The following is a 22,319-nucleotide window of genomic DNA, read 5'->3' on the forward strand; positions in this document are numbered from 1 at the left end:
TATTATCAAGATCATAAAGATCTCGGTGTACGTGGATGTGCTGAAAATCTTGGCATCGGATACAGCACACTAACAAACGAGTATATGAAAGAACACACACTGAGGCTGAGCTTCTGGCGGGTTAAAATGGGGAAAAATTTCTCATTTTAACTTGTACTAAATCTTGACATAGAACCATGGCGAGGTATTCTATAAGTAAGCGCTAAGAAAAACAAGCGACTGCGAAGCAGGCATTTGTGTCAAAATTACAAGGAGGTATTACAATGGACGCAGCACAATTAATTATTGAGGGAAAGGGTTACTTAGGTATTGAGTTTGGGTCTACCAGAATTAAAGCCGTTCTGGTGGATAAGTCAGGAAATGTATTGGCATCCGGTGGACACAGCTGGGAAAACCGTTATGAAGATGGTGTCTGGACCTATTCTCTGAACGATATTTGGGATGGCTTACAGGATTGTTACAAGGATCTTAAGGAGAATGTGAAGAAGGAGTACGGTGTTACCTTAAAGCACTTAGATGCCATCGGATTCTCTGCGATGATGCATGGTTATCTGGCGTTTGATGAGAATGATACCATTCTGGTTCCGTTCCGTACCTGGAGAAATACGATTACAGAGGAAGCAGCTTCAAAGCTTACTGCAGAATTTAACTATAACATTCCGCAGAGATGGAGCATTGCACATCTTTATCAGGCAATCCTGAACGGGGAAGAGCATGTTCCCTATGTGGATTTCTTTACAACACTGGCAGGCTATGTTCATTGGAGACTGACCGGAAGAAAGGTACTTGGAGTCGGTGATGCATCGGGAATGTTCCCGATTGACATTCACACCGGGGATTATGATCAGGCGATGATTCAGAAGTTTGATAAGCTGGTTGCGGATCAGAATTATCGTTGGAATCTCCGTGATATTCTTCCGAGGGTGTTAGCAGCAGGAGAGGAAGCAGGTGTGCTGACCGAAGAAGGAGCTTCCCTTCTTGATCCGAGTGGGGATCTGCAGGCAGGCATTCCGCTCTGTCCCCCGGAGGGTGATGCAGGAACCGGTATGGTCGCAACGAACAGCGTTGCGAAACGAACCGGTAATATCTCTGCAGGAACCTCCATATTTGCCATGGTAGTTCTGGAAAAGGAGCTTTCCAAGGTATATCCGCAGATCGACCTTGTAACTACGCCGGATGGCGCGCTGGTTGGTATGGTACACTGTAATAATTGTACTTCAGATATCAATGCGTGGGTGAATCTGTTCAGGGAATTCGGTGAAATGTATGGTTTAACCTTTGATATGAATGATCTGTTTACAAAGCTTTACAGTGTTGCATTAAAGGGTGATCCGGACTGTGGCGGAATGATTTCCTATAATTACTTTTCCGGAGAGCCGGTTACCGGTTTTGATGCCGGTGCACCGTTGTTTGTACGTGATGCCGAGAGTAAGTTTACACTGGCGAATACCATGAGAATGCATCTGTATTCTGCACTTGCAGCTTTAAAATCCGGTATGGATCTGATGCTGAAGGAAGAGGGTGTCCAGGTAGACCAGTTATTTGGACATGGCGGCTATTTCAAAACAAAAGGTGTCGGACAGAGAATTGCGGCAGCAGCTATGAATGCACCGGTATCGGTTATGGAAACAGCCGGTGAGGGCGGTGCCTGGGGTATTGCTGTTCTGGCTGCATTCCTTGCTAAGAAGAAGGACGGCCAGAGCCTTGGCGAGTTCTTGAATGAGGAGATTTTTGCCGGAAACAAGGGTGTTAAGATGGATCCTATGGCAGAGGATGTCGAGGGCTTTGAGAAGTTCATGGAGAAGTATATGAAGAATCTCCCGGCTGAGAAGGCTGCTGTTGAGGCACTGTAGACATATTTTAAAAACATGTAAATGTTGATAAAGATTTAAGAATAACTATAAGATAAACATCTTAAAGTAAGAGATAAATATTTGGAAGGAAGGTTCTGTCATGTTAGAAGAATTAAAAAAGAAGGTATACGAAGCAAATATGCTTCTTCCGAAATATGGTCTGGTAACATTTACCTGGGGTAATGTGAGTGCTATTGACCGTGAAACCGGATATTTTGTGATTAAGCCAAGTGGTGTGGATTATGAAATTATGAAGCCGGAAGATATGGTGGTTATGGATCTTGAAGGAAACCGTGTGGAAGGAAGGTATAAGCCATCCTCCGATACACCGACCCATCTGGAGCTGTATAAGGCGTTTCCGGAAATAGGTGGAATTGTACATACCCATTCTTCCTATGCAACGAGCTGGGCACAGACCGGAAGAAGTATTCCCTGTTATGGTACGACTCATGCGGATTATTTCTACGGAGAAATCCCCTGTGTGAGATGTCTGACGAAGGAAGAGATTAACTCTGCTTACGAAGAAAATACCGGACACCTGATTGTTTCGGAATTTAAACGCATGAAGAAGGATGTAATGGCAGTTCCTGCAGTGTTGTGCAAGAATCATGGTCCTTTTTCCTGGGGCAAGGATGCAAAGGAGGCCGTCCACAATGCGGTGGTTCTTGAAGAGGTTGCTAAGATGGCATATCGAACCGAGCTGATTCATCCGCAGGTAGCACCTGCCCCGCAGGAATTACAGGATAAGCATTATTTCCGTAAGCATGGTGCAAATGCATATTACGGACAGAATTAACAGGATATCGAGAGGGTATAAAACAGATGAAGATGAAAACAGCACCTATGGGGTAGAACAGCTGGGATTGTTATGGAGCGGCTGTTACAGAAGATATCGTACGACGGAACGCTGAATTTATGGCTGAGCATCTGAAGGAGTACGGTTTCCAATCTGTATATCTCACAGGTAAAGAGAAAATGTGGAATTGAGGTTGGAAAGAATTTGCGCGTTGCAACGAGGAGAATGGACTGCTTGCAAGGCAATTCGACGACTGCCGCGACAGACTTGGAACTTGTTCCAAGTCCTAATTTACCTAAAAATGAAGATAGCAGGCAGCCGCAGTGTCCAGAAGATAAAGAGAGCGCAATTGTGGAGGCATTGAAGCATTTTAAGATGAATAGTTAATAAAGAGAGGTGCAGATGCTATGCCAGGTATACTCGTGGTTGAAGATGATGAAAATTTAAATCGTGGAATTACATTCTCACTGAAAAAATCCGGATATGAGGTTTTTTCGGCAGAATCAGTGAAAAAAGCGAAAAGAATTGCAAGTGATAATAATGTGGATGTTACCATTTGTGATGTGAATCTTCCGGATGGGAATGGACTGGAATTTGTAAGGTGGATGAGATGCAATTATAATACATACATTATTTGTCTTACAGCACTAGATCAGGAGATGGATCAGGTCATGGGATATGAAGCAGGGGCAGATGATTATATTACAAAGCCGTTTAGTCTTTCGGTACTTCTTTTGAAAATAGAAGCACATTTCCGCCGCAGACAGGAGAAAACGGAAGCCGGAAAGATGATTTCGGGAGATATCGTATTTATCGCAGGAGAAATGAAAGTCCTGATAAAGAGTCGTGAAATCAGTCTGACAAAAACGGAGTTGAAAATGCTGACTTTTTTTCTGCAGAATCCGAAACAGATTCTTTCAAAAACACAAATATTGGAAAATGTGTTTGATCTGGAAGGGGATTTTGTGGATGAAAATACAATCGCTGTCAATATCAGAAGACTCCGTGAGAAAATCGAAGACAATCCGGCTGCACCGGTCTATATAAAGAATATCAGAGGTCTTGGGTATATATGGAATCAGGAGGTAAGGCAGTGACAAAGAGATATCGCAAGAAGATTACAGTAGTGCTCTCCTTGGTATTACCTGTCATATTATTGTTTGCAATATTAAATTGCTTTACCACGTATGTGTTTTATGAAGATTATAAATATAAAATGAATCTTATGACAAAGATTGCTGCAAAGGAAGAATTTTCCGGGCTGGATGCTGTTTCGGAATTGCTTAAGGATAAGGATATTGAAACGAACGAACAGGGAAGGCGATTATTGGAGCAATATGGATACTGGGGGAATAAAGGGAATGCATTTTATTCGCAATTCCGGCATCAGGTTATGGTGACCGGTGCTGTAAGCACTGTGATATGCGTGCTTCTTTTGACTTTTTTACTTTATTGGAAGAAAAAAGAAGATGCGTGTCATCAGAAAACTTTAGACCAGTTGGAAGAAATTCTGATCAGATTCCGTGAAAATAAATTTGATGATTTACTGAAAACGGAAAATCATGCAGAACTGGAAAAATTGAATGACCAGCTTGAAGCAATCGGACATCATATTCAGTTGATAAAGGAAGAAGCAAGGGCAGAAAAGGAGAACACGAAAGAAATGGTTTCTGATATTTCTCACCAGTTAAAGACACCGGTTGCAGCTTTGGATACATGTTTTAGTGTGCTGATGCAGAATGACTTAAGTGCCACAGAACAGGAGGAGTTTCGTATCCGTTGTCGGAGTGCTCTGGATGGACTGGAGACATTATTGCAGTCGCTTCTTGAAATATCCAAGATGGAAACTGGACTGATTCAGATTAATAAGAAAAAACTTCCGCTTATGGATACTGTCATATCTGCTGTGAACCGCACTTATCCTAAAGCGGATGAGAAAGAAATTGAATTCGTTTTTGACTATGAAAAAGAGCTGGAAACATGCACGATTATGCAGGATAAAAGGTGGCTTGGTGAAGCTGTGATCAACGTTCTGGATAATGCGGTCAAGTACAGTCCGTGTGGTTCAAAAATATTTATCCGGTTACAAAAAAGAAACGATCTTGTAAGAATGGAAATTGAGGATCAGGGAATTGGGATTCCACAGAATGAGTATCACAAAATTTTTCAACGATTTTACAGAGGAAGTTCCAGGAAGGTCATGGAAAAGAGTGGTACAGGAATCGGACTTTTTCTATCGAGAGAAATTATCGAAAAACACGCAGGTACGATTACGGTAACCTCCGGCAAAAAGAAAAAAGGAAGCATGTTTGTGATTCAATTACCATATGTTGGTTAAATTTTAAGTGAGCAGAAATCTTACAATTCTGTAAGACTTCTGCTCGTTTTTTGAAAGTGAAATGAAAGATTATCCTGATACAATTTGGATGTAGGTTGAAAAGGTACACTTTACAGAATGAAAAAGGAGGCAACACATGAGTGTGATATTAGAAACCAAGCAGCTTTGTAAATTTTATGGCGCGGGTGAGAATCAGGTCAAAGCGGTCAATCAGGTGGACATTCAGATTGAGCAGGGAGAATTTGTCGCAATTGTCGGAAAGTCAGGTTCCGGTAAAAGTACATTACTTCATATGCTTGGAGGGCTTGACACCCCTACAAAAGGCAGTGTTACTTTAGCCGGGAAAGATTTATACAGGATGAAAGAAGATGCCCTTGCTGTTTTCCGCAGAAGAAAAATCGGATTTGTTTTTCAGGCATTTAATCTGGTTTCATCTGTTAATGTCTGGGAAAATATTGTACTGCCACTGGGGCTGGATGGAAGAAAAGTGGATGAAGCGTATGTAAATGATATTATTGCAACTTTGGGGATTGAAAAGAGGATTTACAATCTGCCAAATCAGTTGTCCGGAGGACAGCAGCAGAGAGTAGCAATTGCAAGAGCACTGGTGAATCGTCCGGAAATTATATTTGCAGATGAGCCGACAGGAAATCTTGATTCTAAGACCAGTGATGAGGTAATCGCCCTGCTTAAGATGACAGCAAAAAAATATGGACAGACAATTGTAATGATTACCCATGATGACGAAATTGCACAGGTCGCTGACCGTATTCTGGTGATTGAGGACGGACAGGTGGTGGATTTCAGATGAAGACAATAAGCAGGATTGCATATAGCAATGACAAAAAGAACAAGACAAGAAGTATACTGATTATGATGTCCATATGTCTGACTACGATGCTGCTTGTGATTATCAGTACTGTGGGAAATGGAATGATCCGTTTACAGAAAAGTCAGGCGGCAGGCTCATATGGAAGCAATTATGGTTTGTTTGTCGCAGCAGACGGATCGCAGTTAAAAGAAGTAAACCGCCGTGCGGAAATAGATGCTACAGGCACTATGTGCACCGAAGGTATCATAAAAGGCAACGAAAACGGTGGTTTTGTCTGCATGGATGAGACTGCAAGAAAAATGCTTCCCTATAATAAGGAATATGAGTTAAAGGAAGGAAAGTATCCGGGGGGAACGCAGGAAATTGCCGCAGGAAGAGCATTTTTTAGTGAAATGGGATATGATGATGTAAAGGTCGGAGGGATTATCGAACTGGTTTATATTGTGTTACAAAGTGTTGTAAAGCCCGGAATTACAGGCTTTTTTAAAATTGACTTACATATAAAGTGTTATATTTATTTATCCTGATTTGACCGAAATTTGCCCCGAGATTCTTTGTTTGGATTTGTTTGAAAATAGTTTGATAAAAATAAAATAGAATGAAATATTTGAAATAAACATAAAAAAATATAGACAAAATAGGGAATAAGATATAATATTAAAGTAAATATATAATCTAAGGAGGAAGGATATTTATGAGAAAAATTTTTAAACGATTTGCTTCACTTTTGACAATCTTTATATTGACTATTATGTCAATAGTTCCTGTCCATGCATCGGAGAATACTTCTGTTGTAAATGTTACGGATGATTTGGCGATACAGATGGCAGAACGTTTTGCAAAGGGAATAGGAGAAAATAGCAATATTGTTGCTAATAATCCGAGAAAATTTTATGATACAACAGGTCAAGCTATTGGATATATTGTAAATTACAATTTAGAAAACAAACCATATGGATATGTAGTTTTTGATACTACGTGTGAATCTTTGATATCAGAATACTCATTTGGTAATAATTCAGCAAATCCATATGAGGTGATTTATCAAAGTGAAGCAAATGTATTTAGTGAAAAAGCAAATACCTCTGAAATATATAAAATAGCTCCGTTTGAATATGGTATTGTTGATAATTTGGGAAAGATTAGAACGAATTATGGTGAAACATTAGAAAAAACAGTACTGTCCTTGAATGAGAGTAGGGGAAAAGACCCAGCTACTTGGGATGAGGTTTTGCTAGATATTGATGAAGTTTATGAAAACTACACGCTTGTTTCAACAAATCATCTTCAAGAATTTATTTCCTTTAATGAGCCGTATATAGAAAGTGTAACAGGACATTATGCATGTGCAGTTAGTGCATTATTAGCATGTGGTGCATATTATAATGCTGTTGATTATACAGATATTGCAGGTGATTATATGGATATTTGGGATTCAACAGGAACGACAGTTTCATCGGAGAGTGGAGGAATAACATATGGTTCAACAACTATTGGCAATATTGGACCTGGATTTGTGGACTTTTGTGCTGGAAAGAATGTTTCTGTAACACAAAATACTGACTATAGTCCCAATTATAATTTTTTCACTAATTGCATTGATAGAGGAGATATAGCAGTTGTCCATTGTGGTATAATTAGCAGTGATACTGGAGAACGTGCGGGGCATTCAATGGCAGCAGAGGGATATGCAACTTTGCGAGCATATAATTCTGGAAATACAGTACATACATTGATGGTATTTGATGGATGGGGGGATACAGTACGTTATTTGAATTTTGATTTTGATAGTTGGACAGACATATCGGGGACTACATTTAATGGATAAGAAACGATTGATTTTGTTAATCATACTTTTGCTTGCAATAGTATTAATTGTGCTTGGCGTAAAAGGAAATGTTTTTAAGGAGAATCGTCAAAATATGGAGTTGCGTTCTAGTGGAGATGATAATTCTCATTGGTTTCATTTGAGTGGGGTTGTTGTAGAGAAAACTTTTGATACACTTTTAATAGAACTAAATGAGAAGGAAGAAAGTAGTCTATTTTTTGATACGACAAAAGTTAGTTTAGATTGTACTAAGTGTAAAGGTGATCTAGAACAAGTATCAGAAGGAAATGTTATTAAATTTTATTTTTTTAAGTATAATATTGATGGTGAAACGGTAAAAATTGAAAGAATAGTAAGATAAAAGTATAAGTAAGAGTTCTGCTATCAGAACATTATTATTAGTGAGGTAAAGGAACAAGGCGAAGCCGAGACGCCGTAGGGCAGTCCTTTACGGAACGGACACAGCCAATACCATCATGATACATAAGAGGACTTGAAAGGTCACAAACCTTGCAAGTCCTCTTGTTTATCTTATGGGTTACTTCTGTCGGATTGCATTTTCCGATAGACCGCTTCTTTCGTGGCTTCTCGGAAAAAGCTATCCTGTCTGGTATATGCCAGATGTTCATTCTGGATATAAGCGTCTGATTCGCAATCATATTCGTAAGGGATTACCTGTGTTGTTCCCTGTTTTTCATCAATTCCATAGATAATTACTTTGGAATCTCTCAATGCCAGTCCGAGTGTCAGAAAGCCGGAAGTGAAATAATTGTTGTTGTGTGGAGCGGTTATGCTTTTCAGTGCATGAAAGAAGTCTGCTACTTCCTCAGTCTGTCCATTCTCAAAAGCCGGAATGATATGTAAGGTGTTGTTTGCCTTATCTGCATATGCCCGGCAGACCAGAACGGAAGAATCCGCTTTTTGTATGATACCGTCAAAATAATCGCCGGAGTATGCAGTTGGCTGATAGAAAATGGCGGTTTCTTTTGTTGTAAGGTTATGATAAGTCAGAAAGCCGTTTACAAGCCGGACAATCTCGATATCATCCCCGTAGGTAAATCCGTTCTGCTCTAAAAGAGAATAGAAAGTTCTGGTAAATTCTTCCGGCAGTTCAATCCCCAGTTTTTCTGTGATAAGCATATCTACATATTCTTTAAATGAACCATACAGAAGTTCATTCAGCGTCATATTGCCCAACGTGGCAATCTGCTTCAAGCGTTTCTCATTGGGAAGATTCACACCCTTTTCCCAACTGTTTACAGAGCCTTTCGGGGCATTATCTATGATTTCCCCAAACTTCTGCATACTGTAACCGTATTTCTTGCGTATCTGTAAAATTCGTTTTCCTACTGCTTCTTTATTCACAAACATATGCACACCTCGTTTCTGTTTTCATCATAACACAAGATAAGGATAAATGTAAGGGTAAAATTATAATAAGTTATAAAAAGATATAGTTAAGCGTTTGAAATACAAAAATAAAAAGTAAGGGAAAAAGTAAAATAATTGTTGACAAGAAGAAAAAACAGGTCTATGATGAGGTTAAGAGGTAAGGAGAAAAGTAATGAAATAAATATAGACGTGGATATGAAAAGGACTTGTCACACTTACCAGACACTCATTCACCATGATTTCAAAAAAGGAGAAATGTAGCATGCAGATTACATTGACAAAAGAACAGGTCAGAGAAGCGTTCGGGGAACTCCGTTACATGGGAGCAGACTACTGCTACAAGTATGATAAGGAAACCCGGAAGAAAACCGAGGAAGTGGAAGCATTGAAACTTCACCTCGGAAGCATGAAACTTGGAAACAGCGTAGATATCCGTCTGGAAGCAACAGAACTTCCAAAGGTAGAGCCTTACACAGTGGTAGAACTAGAAGAAGCGGTATATGCCCCTTATGTGCAGAGAGGAAACTTCCCGGTATTGGTGGACAGAATCTCCTGCAAGGGTATCCGTGTTGTTACCGGAAAAGGAAACGTGTAGAGACTGTTCCCGGAAATTCTCTGCGGACTGCTCCGTACAGCGTGAAAGGAGCAAAGGGAGTAGAGGAAGTTCCGGGAACGTGGCGAAAGCCACGGCATACTACGAAAGGCAGGGATGATGATAACAGAGGTAATGAAAATTTCAGAACCCCCCTATACTAACAGGGGGGTAACTCGTCAGAAAGAAGATTTGACAGCACTGATTGACTGGTGTCAGATTACTGTCAAAGGTGTAGACGTGTTCATAATCATAGAAGATATCTTGCGGATTCCACTGAGTTTTATGGAACTGCATGGTAAGGAAAAAGGAATTGCTGGACACGAACTGATAGCAAGATTTGACAATATCAAGATTCTGAAACCGACAGGAAATGCACAGTATGAGGGATTTCAGATTCTTATGAGTGGTTCGGGGTGCAGGAATTATGAAAATTTCCTTATGATGAATAAGGAAACATGGTTTGATTTTCTGGAAAGAGTTTGCAGATACCCGGTGAATTTTCCGAGGATAGACTTGGCAATCGACGATACAAAGCCTTATCTGTCTATCCCGGAATTGATTCGTCTGAAAAACGAGGGGCTGATATCTAGTCAGTTGCGTGATACAGCAGAGAATCGTTCTGATAGACTGAAAGAGGATGAAATAGAAGCGCAGGGAAAAACACTATATCTCGGCAGTAAACACAGTGATTTTCGGATTACATTCTATGAAAAGGGATATGAACAGGCAGAAAAGTTCGGAAAAGAACTCAACCCGGACTGGAACAGATATGAACTTCGATTCCGGCACAAAAAAGCGGTCAGATTAGTAGAAGAACTTCTGAAAGACAGGGATGTGGCACGGATTGCGTTGTCTGTATTAAACGAGAAAGTGCGGTTTTTACAGAAGCCGGAAAACAGCACGGTTACAAGAAAACGGCTTTATCCTACTTATCCCCCGTGGGAAGAACTCATGCAGGATGTAGGGAAGATAAAGTTGACCATGAATCCAGAGAAAAAGACACTGGAACGAACATGGCAGTGGCTGAACGTAGCAGTTTCGCCCTCTTTAAAGCTAATGGATAAAATCGGAAAACTGGATAACAGAGATTATATCCGCCAGCTAATAGAACGGGGGCAGATGAACGAAGAACAACAACGCATATATGAGGACTATAAAAAATCTTTCCTTTTGAGGGAAGAAGAAAGGAGAATCTTTGACAGAACATACACAGAACACGATACAGACAAAGAAAGCCCTTACAGTGAATGAAGCGTCAGAGTATACGGGAATTGGAAGAAATAATCTGCGAAAGCTGATTACATGGCAGAAGATTCCGGTCATAAGGATTGGAAATAAGATTCTTATACTCTCTGAGGTTTTAGACCAGTTTTTGAAGAAAAACGAAGGGCATAATCTGAAAAATAAATATGAAGTAATTGCAGTATAAACACAAATAAGCATATAATACTGTCAGACCAGTTCTGATAGTCCTTGCACGGAAAGGAGCGTGCAGATTGGGCAAGGACTTAAAAGGAAATCCATTACCGCCGGGAATTATGCAGAGAAAAAGCGGAATTTACAGAGGGCGGTTTTATTACAAAGGAGAAACGTATACAAAAGATAATGCGGACTTAAAAAAGTTAGTTCAAGAAATGGAAGATTTACGCTATGAAGTCAAGCATGGGTTGAAAGGAAAGGGCGATAATATCACTCTGGATACATGGTTTGATATCTGGCTGAATACCCATAAGAAGCGGACTATCAAGGAGAGTACACAAGTACGTTATGATGATTTTTACAGACGTTACATAAAGAAGCAGATAGGAAAACAACGTGTGGCAGATTTTAATCCGATTATTTTGGAACGTCTGCTTCAGAATATGGCAGATGATGATTACAGCACAAAGACTATACGGGATGTGTATAATATTCTCAATGCTATGTTCAAATATGCAGTGCATAACAGGATTCTTACATTCAACCCATGTGCAGGAGTGGAAGTTCCCAAAACAAAGACAAAACAGATACGGGTACTGACTGTGAAAGAACAACGGGAAGTATTGGAACACGCAAAGGAGAGAATACACGAGAATCTCATACAGGTAGCACTCGGAACGGGAATGCGTGGCGGAGAACTGCTTGGGCTTACATGGGATGATGTAGATTTTCGGAAACGGGAAATTTCTGTAAATAAAACGTTGGTGTATATCAAAGATAAGGAAACAAAGAAGTATGTATTCAAGTACCAGACACCAAAGACAAAGAACAGTATACGGACGATTCCCATGCAGGACAGTGTGTATAAGGCTTTAAAACGTCAGTGGATTCAGTTGAAAGAAATGCAGTTGTCAGCTAGTGAATGGCAACCATTAGAGGGATTTGAAAATCTTGTGTTTGTTGGAAAGAACGGAAAACCGATTACAGAACACACCTTTCAAGTGACGTTAGACTGGATAGAAAAATCTATCAATAAGGAACGAAAAAAGCAGGCAGAGAAAAACAAGACAGTGTTTATACCGATTCCGCATTTTTATCCACATGCACTTCGTCATACTTTTGCAACGCGTTGTTTTGAAGCCGGGATTGACGCAAAGGTAGTACAAGGATTCCTCGGACATTATTCCATAGCAATCACACTGGATTTGTATACGCACGTCACAGATGATAAAGCAAAATCGGAAATGGATAAATTACAGAATTTGTATAAGGAAATCATATAATCAGAACAAGAATAAGAAAGAGAATAGAAAAGGTGCAACATTTCTTTAGAAAATTATTTGACCGAGATTTGACCGAAGCGGATTTTGCAACAAGTACAGAACAGCGAAAACCCGCTAACCACAAGGGCTAACGGGCTTCGTTGTTTTATAGTTATCTAAAGGAATGAGATACGGTTACACTGGATTACCGCGCAGGGATGCAGTCAGAATATAAGCCGGAAGAATTTGTTGTCAGCGGAATCCTATATGATCGGGATGAGTATACCATCGAGGCATCTTATGTTGCTTTCGGGTCACAGGAGTTTTATGATGAGCACGTCGCAGAGAATGACAGACAGTATAATATTTATTTTACTTTAAATGATTCTGCAAATGTATCTATGAATAATATTGATTCGGTTATAAAGCAGATTGCAGCAGCTTGTGGGATAGAAGAAAAAAACGTTATAGTCAATGATCTCTATTTGCAATGGGTCTTGCAGCCGAGTTATGAAACGATTGCGGTATGCGGGGTTTTGATTCTTGCAATTGTACTTTTCTCTGTTGTGGTCATTTATAATATTTTTCAGGTAGGTATTGCCAACAAGATACAGGAGTATGGAAAAATCAAGGCTCTGGGAGCGACAAAAAAGCAGATGAAACAACTGATCTTCAGAGAGGGCATTTTTTTGACATTTTTTTCAATACCGGTTGGATTGCTTTTTGGCTTTCTGATTGCAAAATGCGGTTTTAACTGGCTGGTAGAACAGGGGAACCTTGTATCAACCGGAACTGGCTCTATGGGAGTTCAAAATCAGCAGGTGCCTCTGTTTTCCCTGCCTGTTATGCTTCTCTGTATTTTCGTATCATTTCTTACCGTTGCTTTGGCACTGCGTAAACCAATGAAAATTGTTTCACGGATTTCACCTATCGAAGCAACACGGTATTTAGAAAATGCAGAAACACAAAAAAAAGGAAAACGAAATGGCAGAAAAAATGTCACCGTGTTTTCTATGGCAATGGCAAATGTAACGGGTAATCCCAAAAGAACTATTGGTACGATCCTCACAATGGGTTTTTCTTGCGTATTGTTTGTGATTATCTCTAATTATGTGGGAAATATTGACACGGAGCATGAAGCACGTCTTTCCGTTAATCATGGACAATTTGAACTGCAGCTTGACTATTCTGCTGAGTATGATGAAAGATATCCGGAGAATAATCTGGATATGATTCTGACGGATGATCCATTGAATGATTCGCTGATTGAAGAAATCAAAAGGATTCCGGGAGTAACAGATGTCATGACGAGAGAGATTGTCTCTGTAAATCTGAACGGAACAAGATTTCCGGCTGATATTGTGAGTAAAAAGGATTTTGATTTTATGCGCCAAGAAGGGGATATTGGCTCTATGGACTATGATCAGGCGGTAAAGAATGGTGATATTTTCTTTGGCTGGTCAACGTGGATGGAACAAGATGGATATGCTCCGGGTGAATCCATTGCATTTGACTTTGAGAATGGAAGTGGAACCTATACCTATCAGGGAAAGATTGCAGGATCTTTTGTAAGTGCGGACACTTATCTTGTCATTCCGGAAGGTGTATATCGTTCCATGAATCCGAGAGGAACAGCCTATGGCTATCTGTGGGTGGACTGTGATAAAAAAGATGTGGCATCTGTAGAACAAAGTCTGAATACTTTGATTTCTAATACTTCGCATATAAAAATGGATACTTATCATGCGCAGTTACAATCTGCCGAATTTGCAAGCAGCATGATGAAGCTTGGCTGTTATCTGTTTATGGCTATTGTAGGACTCATCGGGTTTATGAATATGGCGAATACTATGATCATGAATATTACGACAAAAAAGCAGGAATATGGTATATTACAGGCTGTGGGTATGACAAATAAACAATTAAATTTATGCCTGCAGTTACAGGGACTGATTTTTACGGTTGGTACCATATGCGTAGCTTTGATCATTGGTCTGCCGCTCGGCTATGCACTTTTTTCCTATGCAAAACATAATGGAATATTTGGAATGAATATCTATCATGTTCCAATCGTACCAATTTTTATTATGATTTTTTTGGTCGGTCTGTTGCAGATTGTACTTTCCTGCGTTTTAAGCAGTAATCTGAAAAAGGAAACGCTGGTAGAAAGAATAAGGTATCAGGGATAGCAAGTAATATGTAATGAACTAGGTCTTGCAAGAAACAGCAGTCTTGAACTGGCTGGTTTATATAAGGGAGTCAGATTTTTCTTTTTTGCATCTGAGATGCTGTCATCCTGAATGAATAAAGTGTAAATATCTTGTATAGCCATATTACAGTCAGACATCAGTGGAAGAAGATTCTGGTGGATGGTATGGGCTAATTTTTCCTGATTGGATGGCTTGGAATAGTAAGCGGATATTTTAGGACTGATTTTAGCCTGACCAGTCATCCGGGACAAGAAAAATCGGAGAGTAAGTCGTAAAGACTTTCCTCTCCGATATATGTCGGTTCGTCTTTATCCCAATATGCCCGAATATTAACGGTAAAATATTTATCAGACATGTTTTTTCTTCCTTTTTGACATTAAAGCTAAGATTTCCTGTGGGTTCGTTAACTGACGTCCGGGAAGTGTCTGCTTTGGTGTGCGGTCACGGTCAGCTTCGTCAATTGCTGCGACAAAACGCTTTACGCTATTTGGATTGGATACGACAAAATTATGAGTAATACTTGAAGTAGCCATACTAACACATTGTTAATAAATTCTGTTATGAGTGTATATATTCTAACGCTGCTGATGATTGTTGAACTGTTAAAAAAGCTTACTTTTCACAATGTATAAAATTTTGTACAGATATTAAATTGATATTAATAATTTATTATGATACTATAAAATAGTAATAAAATTGATAAACTATTAGGAGGAAAGATGAAAAAGGTACTAAAAGAGACGAAAGCATTACGGCTTTTGTTATTGTCTGTATTCCTGGTTTCTTTTTTTGCAATGCCTGTCTTTGCGGTCAGCCAGAACCAGCAGGGTGTTGTTGCGAATTTAGTGACGGATAAAACCAGCTATGAAGCAGACGAAACCATTACAACAACAGTTACAGTAACAAATAATGGAACAAATGTTTTGAAAAATGTTCATATTCAATACGATATTCCGGAAAAATATGAACTGGCAAATGGTTCGAAAAATGAAGATACATTTGAATCTGTTGCACGCGGTGATACGGTGAAATTAACCGGTCAGATTAAGAAGTCAAATGTTGTAACAGTGACTCCGGCTCCGGACAATTCCCAGCCGGCTGAGAATACGGAAACAGTTGAAAATGTAGATGTGACACAGGATAACGGTACAGCAGCTAATACATTTGACAGCCATATGTATGTATTATTTATGGTGTTATTTATACTGAGCGGTTCTGTCCTGGCAGCTGGTGCTGTAAAGAATAAAAAGCTCAGAAAAGTATTATCTGTTTTCTTCTGCTTTTTCATGGTATTCTCAATGCTGGATTTATCAGCGGTAAACGCCAAAGCAGACACCGTTGCAGAATCCACGATGAATCTTAACCGGACGATTACAGTTGATGGCAATGAACTGGAATTAAATGCACAGATTCGTTTTAATGCAGTTAATGAGGACACAAATACTGTATTTGATGAAAGCAAGACCTATACAAGAGGTGAATGGGTTACACTTCTTCTGGATAAATTAAATGCTCCGCTGATGTCAGCAGATCAGATTGATTATTACTATTTAGACAGCTTAAACTCAGCAACAGGAACAGCAGTAGAAACAGCGAATGCATACGGATTTTTACCGGTTCCTGATGTTGAAGATTTAGAGCAGGATATTCCTCTGTTTTACCCGGATGAACCGTGTACAAGAGAATTTGCAGCTTACACGGCGGTTCATGCAATGGGCTTTAACGGCGAGAATACAATTGCAATGGATGACTGGTCTGATGCAAATCAGGTGAAGTATAAAGATGAAATTAAAATTGCACTTGTAAATAACTTCTTATACTTAACAGATAACACATTCTATCCGCAGAAAACCATTACCGGGGCGGATGTAAAGAGTATTTTCTATGCAATTGATGATTTGAATGATTCCATTAAGCTGAGCAAAGACCAGACTTATGACCATTCAGAAATTCTGGATTCTGTTGTAAATGTGGCAGCAGATCAGGCAGCGGATTATTCCGTTGTAAAAAATGGTGATGTTTACGAAGTAACACTGCCAAACAAGAAGACAACAGACGGCATCAAAGTCGATGATGTCATCCGTTTACCGGAGAGTACTGAATATGCAACCGGTTTAATGTTAAAAGTCGCACAAATCAGCCAGTCCGGCGATTCGGTAAAATTAGTCTGCACAGTTCCTGAACTGGCAGAGATTTATTCAAAATTAGACCTTGCAGAGCTTGGTTTGCCGTCAGTTGACAGTTTTGTGGCAGCAGAAGGCGTAACCTGCGAATATAACAGCAATGGTTCAATTACAGCAGATGATTCCGGCTTGTATCCGCTTTCTATCAATGCAGGCGGAAGTACAGAGATACCGGGAACACTGGAATTTACAATTGCAGAAAAGGAAATTACAGATAATCTGAAGGTTTCCGGTTCTGTTGAAGTTGAAATTCCGGACATAACCTGTATCGCAAAGGCAAATGTCGGCTGGAGAGGTGTTGATGTTGATGAATTTACATTATCAATATCAGAAAAGATTAAGATTGCGAGTCAGTTAGAACTGACACTTGCAGAATCCGGTTATGAATTAACCAACAGCAACGGTGCAACCCGTTTTGAATCAGGTAGAATCGAAATCGGACGTCTGCCAATCCGTATCGGTGCGACAGGACTTTCATTTGATATTGTATTCTTCTGCAATGTATCAGCAAAGGGTACAGCAAGCATTACATACACCATTAACAGCACACAGGGATACCAGTATAAGAACGGGGCTTCCCGCGCAATCTTTGATTTTTATGATTCATTAGATTTCATGGAAATTAAGGCTAGCGGAACAGCCGGTCTTGGTTTGTCAGGTGTTCTTTGTGCATTCAACCTGATTGATTTAGCAGGATATGCAGGAGAAGCCGGTATCGGTTTTAACGGTTCATTTACACCGCACATTCTTGCAACAGATACTTTATACTGTGGAGATCTGACCTTATATGCATATGCAAAATCGGGAATTGATCAGGAAACAGTCGTTGGTAAATTTTTAAAAGATGTATGCCATTATACATTGGAAATTGAACATTTAGGAAATAATGCAAAGAACCGACGCAAGAAAAAATTCCATGTGGAAAACGGCAGCGTTGTACCGGAATGTACATTTGGAACAGGAGAACTGAAAGGTCTTATCGCATCAGCTGATGAAAATGAACCGATAGCAGGTGCCAGAATCCGTATATACAGCGGTGAGACACTTGGTGAGAATTTAGTCAGAACGATTTATACGGATGAAACAGGTAATTATTCAGTTGATAATTTAACAGCAGGAACATACAGTATTGAAATTGCTGCAACAGGTTATAAGAAGTATGATATGCAGGTAGAAATCACTGAAAATGCAACGGTATACAATGAAACCCTGTTAATGATCGGCAGAAACGGTGAAGACGGTGTCGGAACAGTTACCGGTGAATTAAAAGATGCGCTTACCGGTTTACCGATTCAGGATATGACATACAATATCCGCGAGGACTGGAATAATACAACCGGAACAGTTCTTGAAACAGGTACATTTGATGCTTCAACTTACGAACTGTCGTTAAACCCTGGTAACTATACATTAGAGATTATCAAGGAAAACTACATCACAAACCACATTAATATTGCGGTTGTTTTAGATGAAACAAAGACATATAATGTGACATTGTCACCGGAGAACAGTTCAATTGATGCCGACAATTTAAGAATTGTATTAACATGGGGCGAATACCCATGGGATCTGGATTCACACTTGTACGGAAAAGATAAGCTGACAGATTCCGATGTATTCCATACCTGTTACTGGGCAAAGAATTATTATCAAGGTTCAACAGCAATTGCAAAACTGGATGTTGATGATACAACAAGCTATGGTCCGGAAACAACAACGATTTATGAATTAAATGATGACATGAAGTATAGTTATTATGTTCATGATTTCACCAACGGATATTCATCAAGCAGTACGGCAATGGCTGCATCCGGTGCAAAGGTTCAGGTGTATGCGGGAAATGTATGTTACTTTACATTTAATGTACCAAATGAAGGTGGTACATGGTGGCATGTATTTGACTATGATCCGGCAACGGATGCATTAACACCGGTTAATGCAATGAGCTATTCAAACTAGTTCGTAGTTACTTATGGGAAAAATGGGCTGCAACGGCTCATTTTTCCTGATTGTTTTTTAAAATATAATTGGAGGGAGTATGCATGACAGTATCGGTAGATAAAAAAACACTTAAAATAATATTTTCAATCTGTGTGCTGGCGGTTGCAATCTGTATCGCAGACTGCGTATCGGAAATTCGTGCCACAGCAGATTATTCCAAGGCAGATGGAACCCTGGTATCAATTGACAGGAGTATAGATTTGGGTTTACAAAATAATTCTAAGACAGATATAATCAGATATAAAGTGTATCAATATCAGGTCAATCAGCAGGAATACACATGTCAATATAGAACGTACGTCTTATTTCAACCTAAAATCGGAAGCCATAAAACCATCTATTATTCTTCTTTAAATCCCAACCAAGTCAGAGATGAATTTAAAATACAAACTGCAAAAGCGGGTGCTGTTTTCTTTGCTTTTTTTGGAATTATGATGCTGGTATTTATGAAAAAGGCGGGCGAAAATGAATAAGCGGTCAAAACTCATTGTATGCGGTATTGCAGTAATTGCGGTTTTATGTATGGCTTTACCGGTCCTTTTTCATGGTACATCAAATGAATGTAAAATAACCAGTGTTTCAGCAGCAGACAGCAGAAATCATTCTGTGGATACGTATACGGTTGAACAGGATAAGAAGAAATGTAGTGTTTCATTTACAGATACGGCGGTCATAGATACAGCGTTTACCGCAGAGGTGTCTACAGATGAACCCTATATCATAGAATTGACAGTCCGTGATTCACAGCTGCCGGAATACAGGGAAATTAAAGATGAGAATGTGGCAATGAATACAGCGCAGACGGCGGCAAAATATAACGCGGACGATTCTGTAATGAAAAGGGTCGTGTATCCGCAGAACCGGCAGCTTCATTTTTTGGTAACAACGCAGTATAAAGAAAATGTCAGCGGTTTTATCGGATATTCTTCCATAAAAGTCATCCCGGTCAGTAAGTCAAAAGAATATAAGCTTGTGACAAGCCCGGATAAAACGGTTGAATTTATTATAAAAGCAGATGATTTTTCTAAAGAAGAAACAGACAAACTTTCTACGTGGTCAGAGGACTTACAGCTTTACAGACAGCAGCTGTATCAATTAACCGGTGAGCGGCAGCCGTATGACGGAAAGACAATTTTTGATTTTACAGAACAAATAGACTATTATGGTCTGGCAGGCAATCCGATTTTTATGAACAGCAGCAATCTTACAAAAGATTTGTCTACAGATAAAAGTGTATGTATATGGAAATATATCCATGAAATGAGCCATACATTTGACGGGATTGAAGGTTCATACATCGGGAATACATGGAATTTTGATTCCGAGCTTTTTGCAAATTTAAAAATGCTTTATGTAATGGAGAACAACGGATTATCCTTTCAGGACAGCAGTGAAAAAGGAGCAGATGCATATTTAAAATATTCGGCCGGCAATACCTTAAAAAACGGAATTTACAGTTCAGACGGTTTCTTATACCTTTTGATATGCAGGCTGCGGGAGGTACAGCCGGATTACTGGAACAGTTTACAGGCTGTTTTTTCAAATGCACACGATTCTTTCAATGAAACAGAAAGCAGTACGGCTTCAGAACGGTTTATAAATTTCTTTTCCCTTTTGCATCAGGAGCTGGGGGTGAATATACTCTCTGCATTTTCAGATGCAGAAAAAAAGGCAGTCATTAATAAATATGGTAATGAGATCACATATTTATTTGATTAAAGTTATTGCTAAGTTAAAAAGTCAGATAGGGCAGATGTAAAAATGGGATAAAGGGAATAAGGAGCAGTCGTGACAGAAGACAGAAAAGAGAACTAAAAAATTAAATCATTTACAATTTCTTCCGATATATCTATTAAACAAAGGGAAAAACGGTCGAAACGGATTTTGACCGGTGTATTTAGCAGTAGTCAGGGAGGAAATGAATATGATATCAAGTTATACCGGCGTAGTAGAAAACGCAGCATCTACAAGTGCTGCCGCAGTGGAAGCAAAAAAGAAGACAGAGCAGACACAAAATGAAAAGAGCGGCAGTGTTTCAGGAAAAACCATAGGCAGTCCGAAGCTCAGTAAAAAAGCGGCGGATTATTATGAATCTTTAAAGAAAAAATATTCCAACATGGATTTTATTCTTGTCAGTGAAGACAAGAAGGAGCAGGCAAAGGCGCAGGCTTCCAGTTATGCCAATGCCAGCAAAATGGTTGTCTTAATTGACGAAGACAAAGTAGAGCGGATGGCAGAAGATGAGAATTACCGCAAGCAGTATGAAGCCATTATTGCAAATGCGGCAAGCGGTATTTCACGGTTAAAGAGCAGTCTGGAATCCAGCGGTGCCAACGTCAAAGGCTTCGGTATGCAGGTCAATGACGGCGGAACGGCAACTTATTTTGCGGTATTGGAAGAATCCTCTGCGGCACAGCGGGAACGCATAGAAAAGAAAGCAGCAAAGAAAAAGGCAGAGAAAAAAGCTGCCGAAAAGAAAGCTGAAAAAAAGCACCAGAAAGAAAAGCTTGAAGAAGCAAGAAGCGAAAAGACGGAAAAAACAGATGTGTCAGATAAGACGGATACTGACAGCGGTACAGTGACGATTACGGCATCTTCTGTGGAAGAATTGCTGCAAAAGATACAGGATTATATGCAGCTGGCAAAAAGCGATACGGTTCTTACGGAAGCCGAAAAGAAGGTTGGACAGAATATCGACTTCTGCGGTTAGGAGCGGCATATGGGAACAGGGACAATTCAAAGCATGGTGGCGCTGTCGGCAATGCAGAACCAGTGGCAGAAAAAGAAAAATGATATCAATGCCGGAAAGACAAGCGAGCTGACCTCTGAACAGCGTGAATTGCAGATGTATCAGTCGCAGGCAGACGATATCCGTGAAGGTCAGAAACCGGCGGCAATCGACATTAAGCTGGCTTCGGGCAGCAGATTAAACGCTGAGGAAATCGAATATTTAAAAAAGCATAATCCGCAGGCTTTAAAGGATTACGAGGAAGAACAAAGAGAGCGCGAAAACTATAAAAGGCAGCTTAGAAACTGCCGCTCAAAGGAAGAAGTGGAACGTGTTAAGACAGCCAAAATGGGCGAGTTTTTGTCTTCTTGCAAAAGCATTGCCTCCAGTCCTTATATTCCAAAAGACCAGAAATGTGCAATGTTAAAAAAGCTGCTGCGGGAAGTAATGGGCATACAGGAAGAACATCAGGAATTTGTGGAATCAGCCCAGTATGCAATTCTGCCGGATGAAGATGAAGATACAAAGTCCAAAAAGACCGATAACAGCACCGATACCATATCCTCAGAGGATAACAGCAGGACAAAGGGAGAGGTAACGACAGACGATGAAGACCCGTTAGAAACAATCCGTCAGGCAATCGCGGCAAACGGAACCGTACTTGAAGCACCAAAGCAGAACGCGGCAGACAGTACGGATACCGAAAGCACGGCAGAAGCACAGCCGGAAAAAACAAAAGCCGGAACAGTCACGGTGATTGCAGACAGCGGTAACAGCGGTCATACAGGCACGGTAAAGACGGCAGGAAAAACAGCGGTTTTTGCAGGTGTGAGTGTCGATATCAGTATTTAACATTTAAACAAAAGCTAAGGGGAAAGTAAA

The 22,319-nt window shown here is 39.9% G+C and carries 18 protein-coding genes and 3 pseudogenes; 18 read left to right on the plus strand and 3 right to left on the minus strand.

Translation table 11 applies throughout. The annotated features are described in order from the left end of the window. Positions 1 to 263: 263 nt before the first annotated feature. From WMO37_RS12570 to WMO37_RS12605, 8 genes and pseudogenes are all read left to right on the plus strand, one after another. The gene (locus WMO37_RS12570; protein WP_022431225.1) at positions 264 to 1,853 is read left to right on the plus strand and encodes a xylulokinase; all 1,590 of its coding nucleotides are present in this window, start codon (positions 264 to 266) and stop codon (positions 1,851 to 1,853) included. Between the two features lie 100 nt (positions 1,854 to 1,953). Next, positions 1,954 to 2,649: an L-ribulose-5-phosphate 4-epimerase gene (locus tag WMO37_RS12575; RefSeq protein WP_227089135.1), complete on the plus strand. Its 696-nt coding sequence runs from the start codon at positions 1,954 to 1,956 to the stop codon at positions 2,647 to 2,649. Positions 2,650 to 3,056: 407 nt separating this feature from the next. Then, complete coding sequence (locus WMO37_RS12580; protein ID WP_008120506.1) at positions 3,057 to 3,746, plus strand: response regulator transcription factor; 690 nt, start codon at positions 3,057 to 3,059, stop codon at positions 3,744 to 3,746. Further along, entirely contained in the window at positions 3,722 to 4,987 is a 1,266-nt protein-coding gene (locus tag WMO37_RS12585) for a sensor histidine kinase (RefSeq protein ID WP_349155176.1), read from the plus strand. Before WMO37_RS12580 ends, WMO37_RS12585 begins: the two co-directional genes overlap by 25 nt. Positions 4,988 to 5,123: 136 nt before the next feature. Further along, on the plus strand, positions 5,124 to 5,798 hold the full coding sequence (locus tag WMO37_RS12590) for an ABC transporter ATP-binding protein (RefSeq protein WP_015520995.1): 675 nt from the start codon (positions 5,124 to 5,126) through the stop codon (positions 5,796 to 5,798). Beyond that, positions 5,795 to 6,286, plus strand: a pseudogene (locus tag WMO37_RS12595) (ABC transporter permease); the annotation flags it as partial. The gene WMO37_RS12590 and the pseudogene WMO37_RS12595, both read left to right, overlap by 4 nt. A gap of 227 nt (positions 6,287 to 6,513) precedes the next feature. Beyond that, positions 6,514 to 7,647, plus strand: a complete 1,134-nt coding sequence (locus WMO37_RS12600) for a hypothetical protein (RefSeq protein WP_004844113.1) — start codon at positions 6,514 to 6,516, stop codon at positions 7,645 to 7,647. Beyond that, positions 7,640 to 8,008 carry a hypothetical protein gene (locus WMO37_RS12605; protein ID WP_004844112.1) on the plus strand — a complete coding sequence of 123 codons (369 nt, stop codon included), beginning with the start codon at positions 7,640 to 7,642 and terminating at the stop codon, positions 8,006 to 8,008. The genes WMO37_RS12600 and WMO37_RS12605 overlap by 8 nt, the downstream gene beginning before the upstream one ends. A gap of 170 nt (positions 8,009 to 8,178) precedes the next feature. Here the strand turns inward: WMO37_RS12605 and WMO37_RS12610 are convergent, their stop codons facing one another. Beyond that, complete coding sequence (locus tag WMO37_RS12610; protein ID WP_005333717.1) at positions 8,179 to 9,018, minus strand: helix-turn-helix domain-containing protein; 840 nt, start codon at positions 9,016 to 9,018, stop codon at positions 8,179 to 8,181. Between the two features lie 283 nt (positions 9,019 to 9,301). Here WMO37_RS12610 and WMO37_RS12615 point away from each other — a divergent pair, with 283 nt between their 5' ends. From WMO37_RS12615 to WMO37_RS12635, 5 genes and pseudogenes are all read left to right on the plus strand, one after another. Continuing rightward, positions 9,302 to 9,634 (plus strand): hypothetical protein, encoded by a 333-nt coding sequence (locus WMO37_RS12615; protein ID WP_009244196.1) that lies wholly within the window; start codon positions 9,302 to 9,304, stop codon positions 9,632 to 9,634. Positions 9,635 to 9,751: 117 nt separating this feature from the next. Then, positions 9,752 to 10,885, plus strand: a complete 1,134-nt coding sequence (locus WMO37_RS12620) for a replication initiation factor domain-containing protein (RefSeq protein ID WP_021865325.1) — start codon at positions 9,752 to 9,754, stop codon at positions 10,883 to 10,885. Next, positions 10,830 to 11,063 carry a helix-turn-helix domain-containing protein gene (locus tag WMO37_RS12625; protein WP_154268922.1) on the plus strand — a complete coding sequence of 78 codons (234 nt, stop codon included), beginning with the start codon at positions 10,830 to 10,832 and terminating at the stop codon, positions 11,061 to 11,063. Before WMO37_RS12620 ends, WMO37_RS12625 begins: the two co-directional genes overlap by 56 nt. Positions 11,064 to 11,172: 109 nt before the next feature. Then, positions 11,173 to 12,336 (plus strand): tyrosine-type recombinase/integrase, encoded by a 1,164-nt coding sequence (locus WMO37_RS12630; protein ID WP_004844107.1) that lies wholly within the window; start codon positions 11,173 to 11,175, stop codon positions 12,334 to 12,336. A gap of 167 nt (positions 12,337 to 12,503) precedes the next feature. Beyond that, a pseudogene (locus tag WMO37_RS12635) lies at positions 12,504 to 14,504 on the plus strand (ABC transporter permease); the annotation flags it as partial. A gap of 23 nt (positions 14,505 to 14,527) precedes the next feature. On the opposite strand, the pseudogene WMO37_RS12640 reads toward WMO37_RS12635, so the two are convergent. Then, positions 14,528 to 14,767: pseudogene (locus WMO37_RS12640) on the minus strand (tetratricopeptide repeat protein); the annotation flags it as partial. A 105-nt stretch (positions 14,768 to 14,872) separates the two neighbouring features. Then, positions 14,873 to 15,058, minus strand: coding sequence for a hypothetical protein (locus tag WMO37_RS12645; protein WP_014080774.1), 186 nt, complete (start codon positions 15,056 to 15,058; stop codon positions 14,873 to 14,875). A 186-nt stretch (positions 15,059 to 15,244) separates the two neighbouring features. Between WMO37_RS12645 and WMO37_RS12650 the strand changes: the two genes are divergently transcribed. The 5 genes from WMO37_RS12650 (at position 15,245) to WMO37_RS12670 (ending at position 22,289) form a co-directional block, all read left to right on the plus strand. Further along, positions 15,245 to 18,667, plus strand: coding sequence for a carboxypeptidase regulatory-like domain-containing protein (locus WMO37_RS12650; protein WP_349155177.1), 3,423 nt, complete (start codon positions 15,245 to 15,247; stop codon positions 18,665 to 18,667). Positions 18,668 to 18,750: 83 nt separating this feature from the next. Further along, on the plus strand, positions 18,751 to 19,182 hold the full coding sequence (locus WMO37_RS12655; RefSeq protein WP_349155178.1) for a hypothetical protein: 432 nt from the start codon (positions 18,751 to 18,753) through the stop codon (positions 19,180 to 19,182). After that, positions 19,175 to 20,428, plus strand: a complete 1,254-nt coding sequence (locus WMO37_RS12660; protein WP_349155179.1) for a hypothetical protein — start codon at positions 19,175 to 19,177, stop codon at positions 20,426 to 20,428. The genes WMO37_RS12655 and WMO37_RS12660 overlap by 8 nt, the downstream gene beginning before the upstream one ends. 205 nt (positions 20,429 to 20,633) lie before the next feature. After that, positions 20,634 to 21,419 carry a DUF6033 family protein gene (locus WMO37_RS12665; RefSeq protein ID WP_349155180.1) on the plus strand — a complete coding sequence of 262 codons (786 nt, stop codon included), beginning with the start codon at positions 20,634 to 20,636 and terminating at the stop codon, positions 21,417 to 21,419. A gap of 9 nt (positions 21,420 to 21,428) precedes the next feature. Beyond that, positions 21,429 to 22,289, plus strand: coding sequence for a hypothetical protein (locus WMO37_RS12670; RefSeq protein WP_349155181.1), 861 nt, complete (start codon positions 21,429 to 21,431; stop codon positions 22,287 to 22,289). Positions 22,290 to 22,319: the final 30 nt, after the last annotated feature.

The sequence above is a fragment of the Lachnospira intestinalis genome, assembly GCF_040095895.1.
GTDB classification, from domain to species: Bacteria; Bacillota; Clostridia; order Lachnospirales; family Lachnospiraceae; genus Lachnospira; species Lachnospira intestinalis.

Coding starts and splice junctions, on each gene's coding strand:
- WMO37_RS12570 (WP_022431225.1), top strand. CDS start 264: ATGGACGCAGCACAATTAATTATTGAGGGAAAGGGTTACTTAGGTATT.
- WMO37_RS12575 (WP_227089135.1), top strand. CDS start 1,954: ATGTTAGAAGAATTAAAAAAGAAGGTATACGAAGCAAATATGCTTCTT.
- WMO37_RS12580 (WP_008120506.1), top strand. CDS start 3,057: ATGCCAGGTATACTCGTGGTTGAAGATGATGAAAATTTAAATCGTGGA.
- WMO37_RS12585 (WP_349155176.1), top strand. CDS start 3,722: ATGGAATCAGGAGGTAAGGCAGTGACAAAGAGATATCGCAAGAAGATT.
- WMO37_RS12590 (WP_015520995.1), top strand. CDS start 5,124: ATGAGTGTGATATTAGAAACCAAGCAGCTTTGTAAATTTTATGGCGCG.
- WMO37_RS12600 (WP_004844113.1), top strand. CDS start 6,514: ATGAGAAAAATTTTTAAACGATTTGCTTCACTTTTGACAATCTTTATA.
- WMO37_RS12605 (WP_004844112.1), top strand. CDS start 7,640: ATGGATAAGAAACGATTGATTTTGTTAATCATACTTTTGCTTGCAATA.
- WMO37_RS12610 (WP_005333717.1), bottom strand. CDS start 9,018: ATGTTTGTGAATAAAGAAGCAGTAGGAAAACGAATTTTACAGATACGC.
- WMO37_RS12615 (WP_009244196.1), top strand. CDS start 9,302: ATGCAGATTACATTGACAAAAGAACAGGTCAGAGAAGCGTTCGGGGAA.
- WMO37_RS12620 (WP_021865325.1), top strand. CDS start 9,752: ATGATAACAGAGGTAATGAAAATTTCAGAACCCCCCTATACTAACAGG.
- WMO37_RS12630 (WP_004844107.1), top strand. CDS start 11,173: ATGCAGAGAAAAAGCGGAATTTACAGAGGGCGGTTTTATTACAAAGGA.
- WMO37_RS12645 (WP_014080774.1), bottom strand. CDS start 15,058: ATGGCTACTTCAAGTATTACTCATAATTTTGTCGTATCCAATCCAAAT.
- WMO37_RS12650 (WP_349155177.1), top strand. CDS start 15,245: ATGAAAAAGGTACTAAAAGAGACGAAAGCATTACGGCTTTTGTTATTG.
- WMO37_RS12655 (WP_349155178.1), top strand. CDS start 18,751: ATGACAGTATCGGTAGATAAAAAAACACTTAAAATAATATTTTCAATC.
- WMO37_RS12660 (WP_349155179.1), top strand. CDS start 19,175: ATGAATAAGCGGTCAAAACTCATTGTATGCGGTATTGCAGTAATTGCG.
- WMO37_RS12665 (WP_349155180.1), top strand. CDS start 20,634: ATGATATCAAGTTATACCGGCGTAGTAGAAAACGCAGCATCTACAAGT.
- WMO37_RS12670 (WP_349155181.1), top strand. CDS start 21,429: ATGGGAACAGGGACAATTCAAAGCATGGTGGCGCTGTCGGCAATGCAG.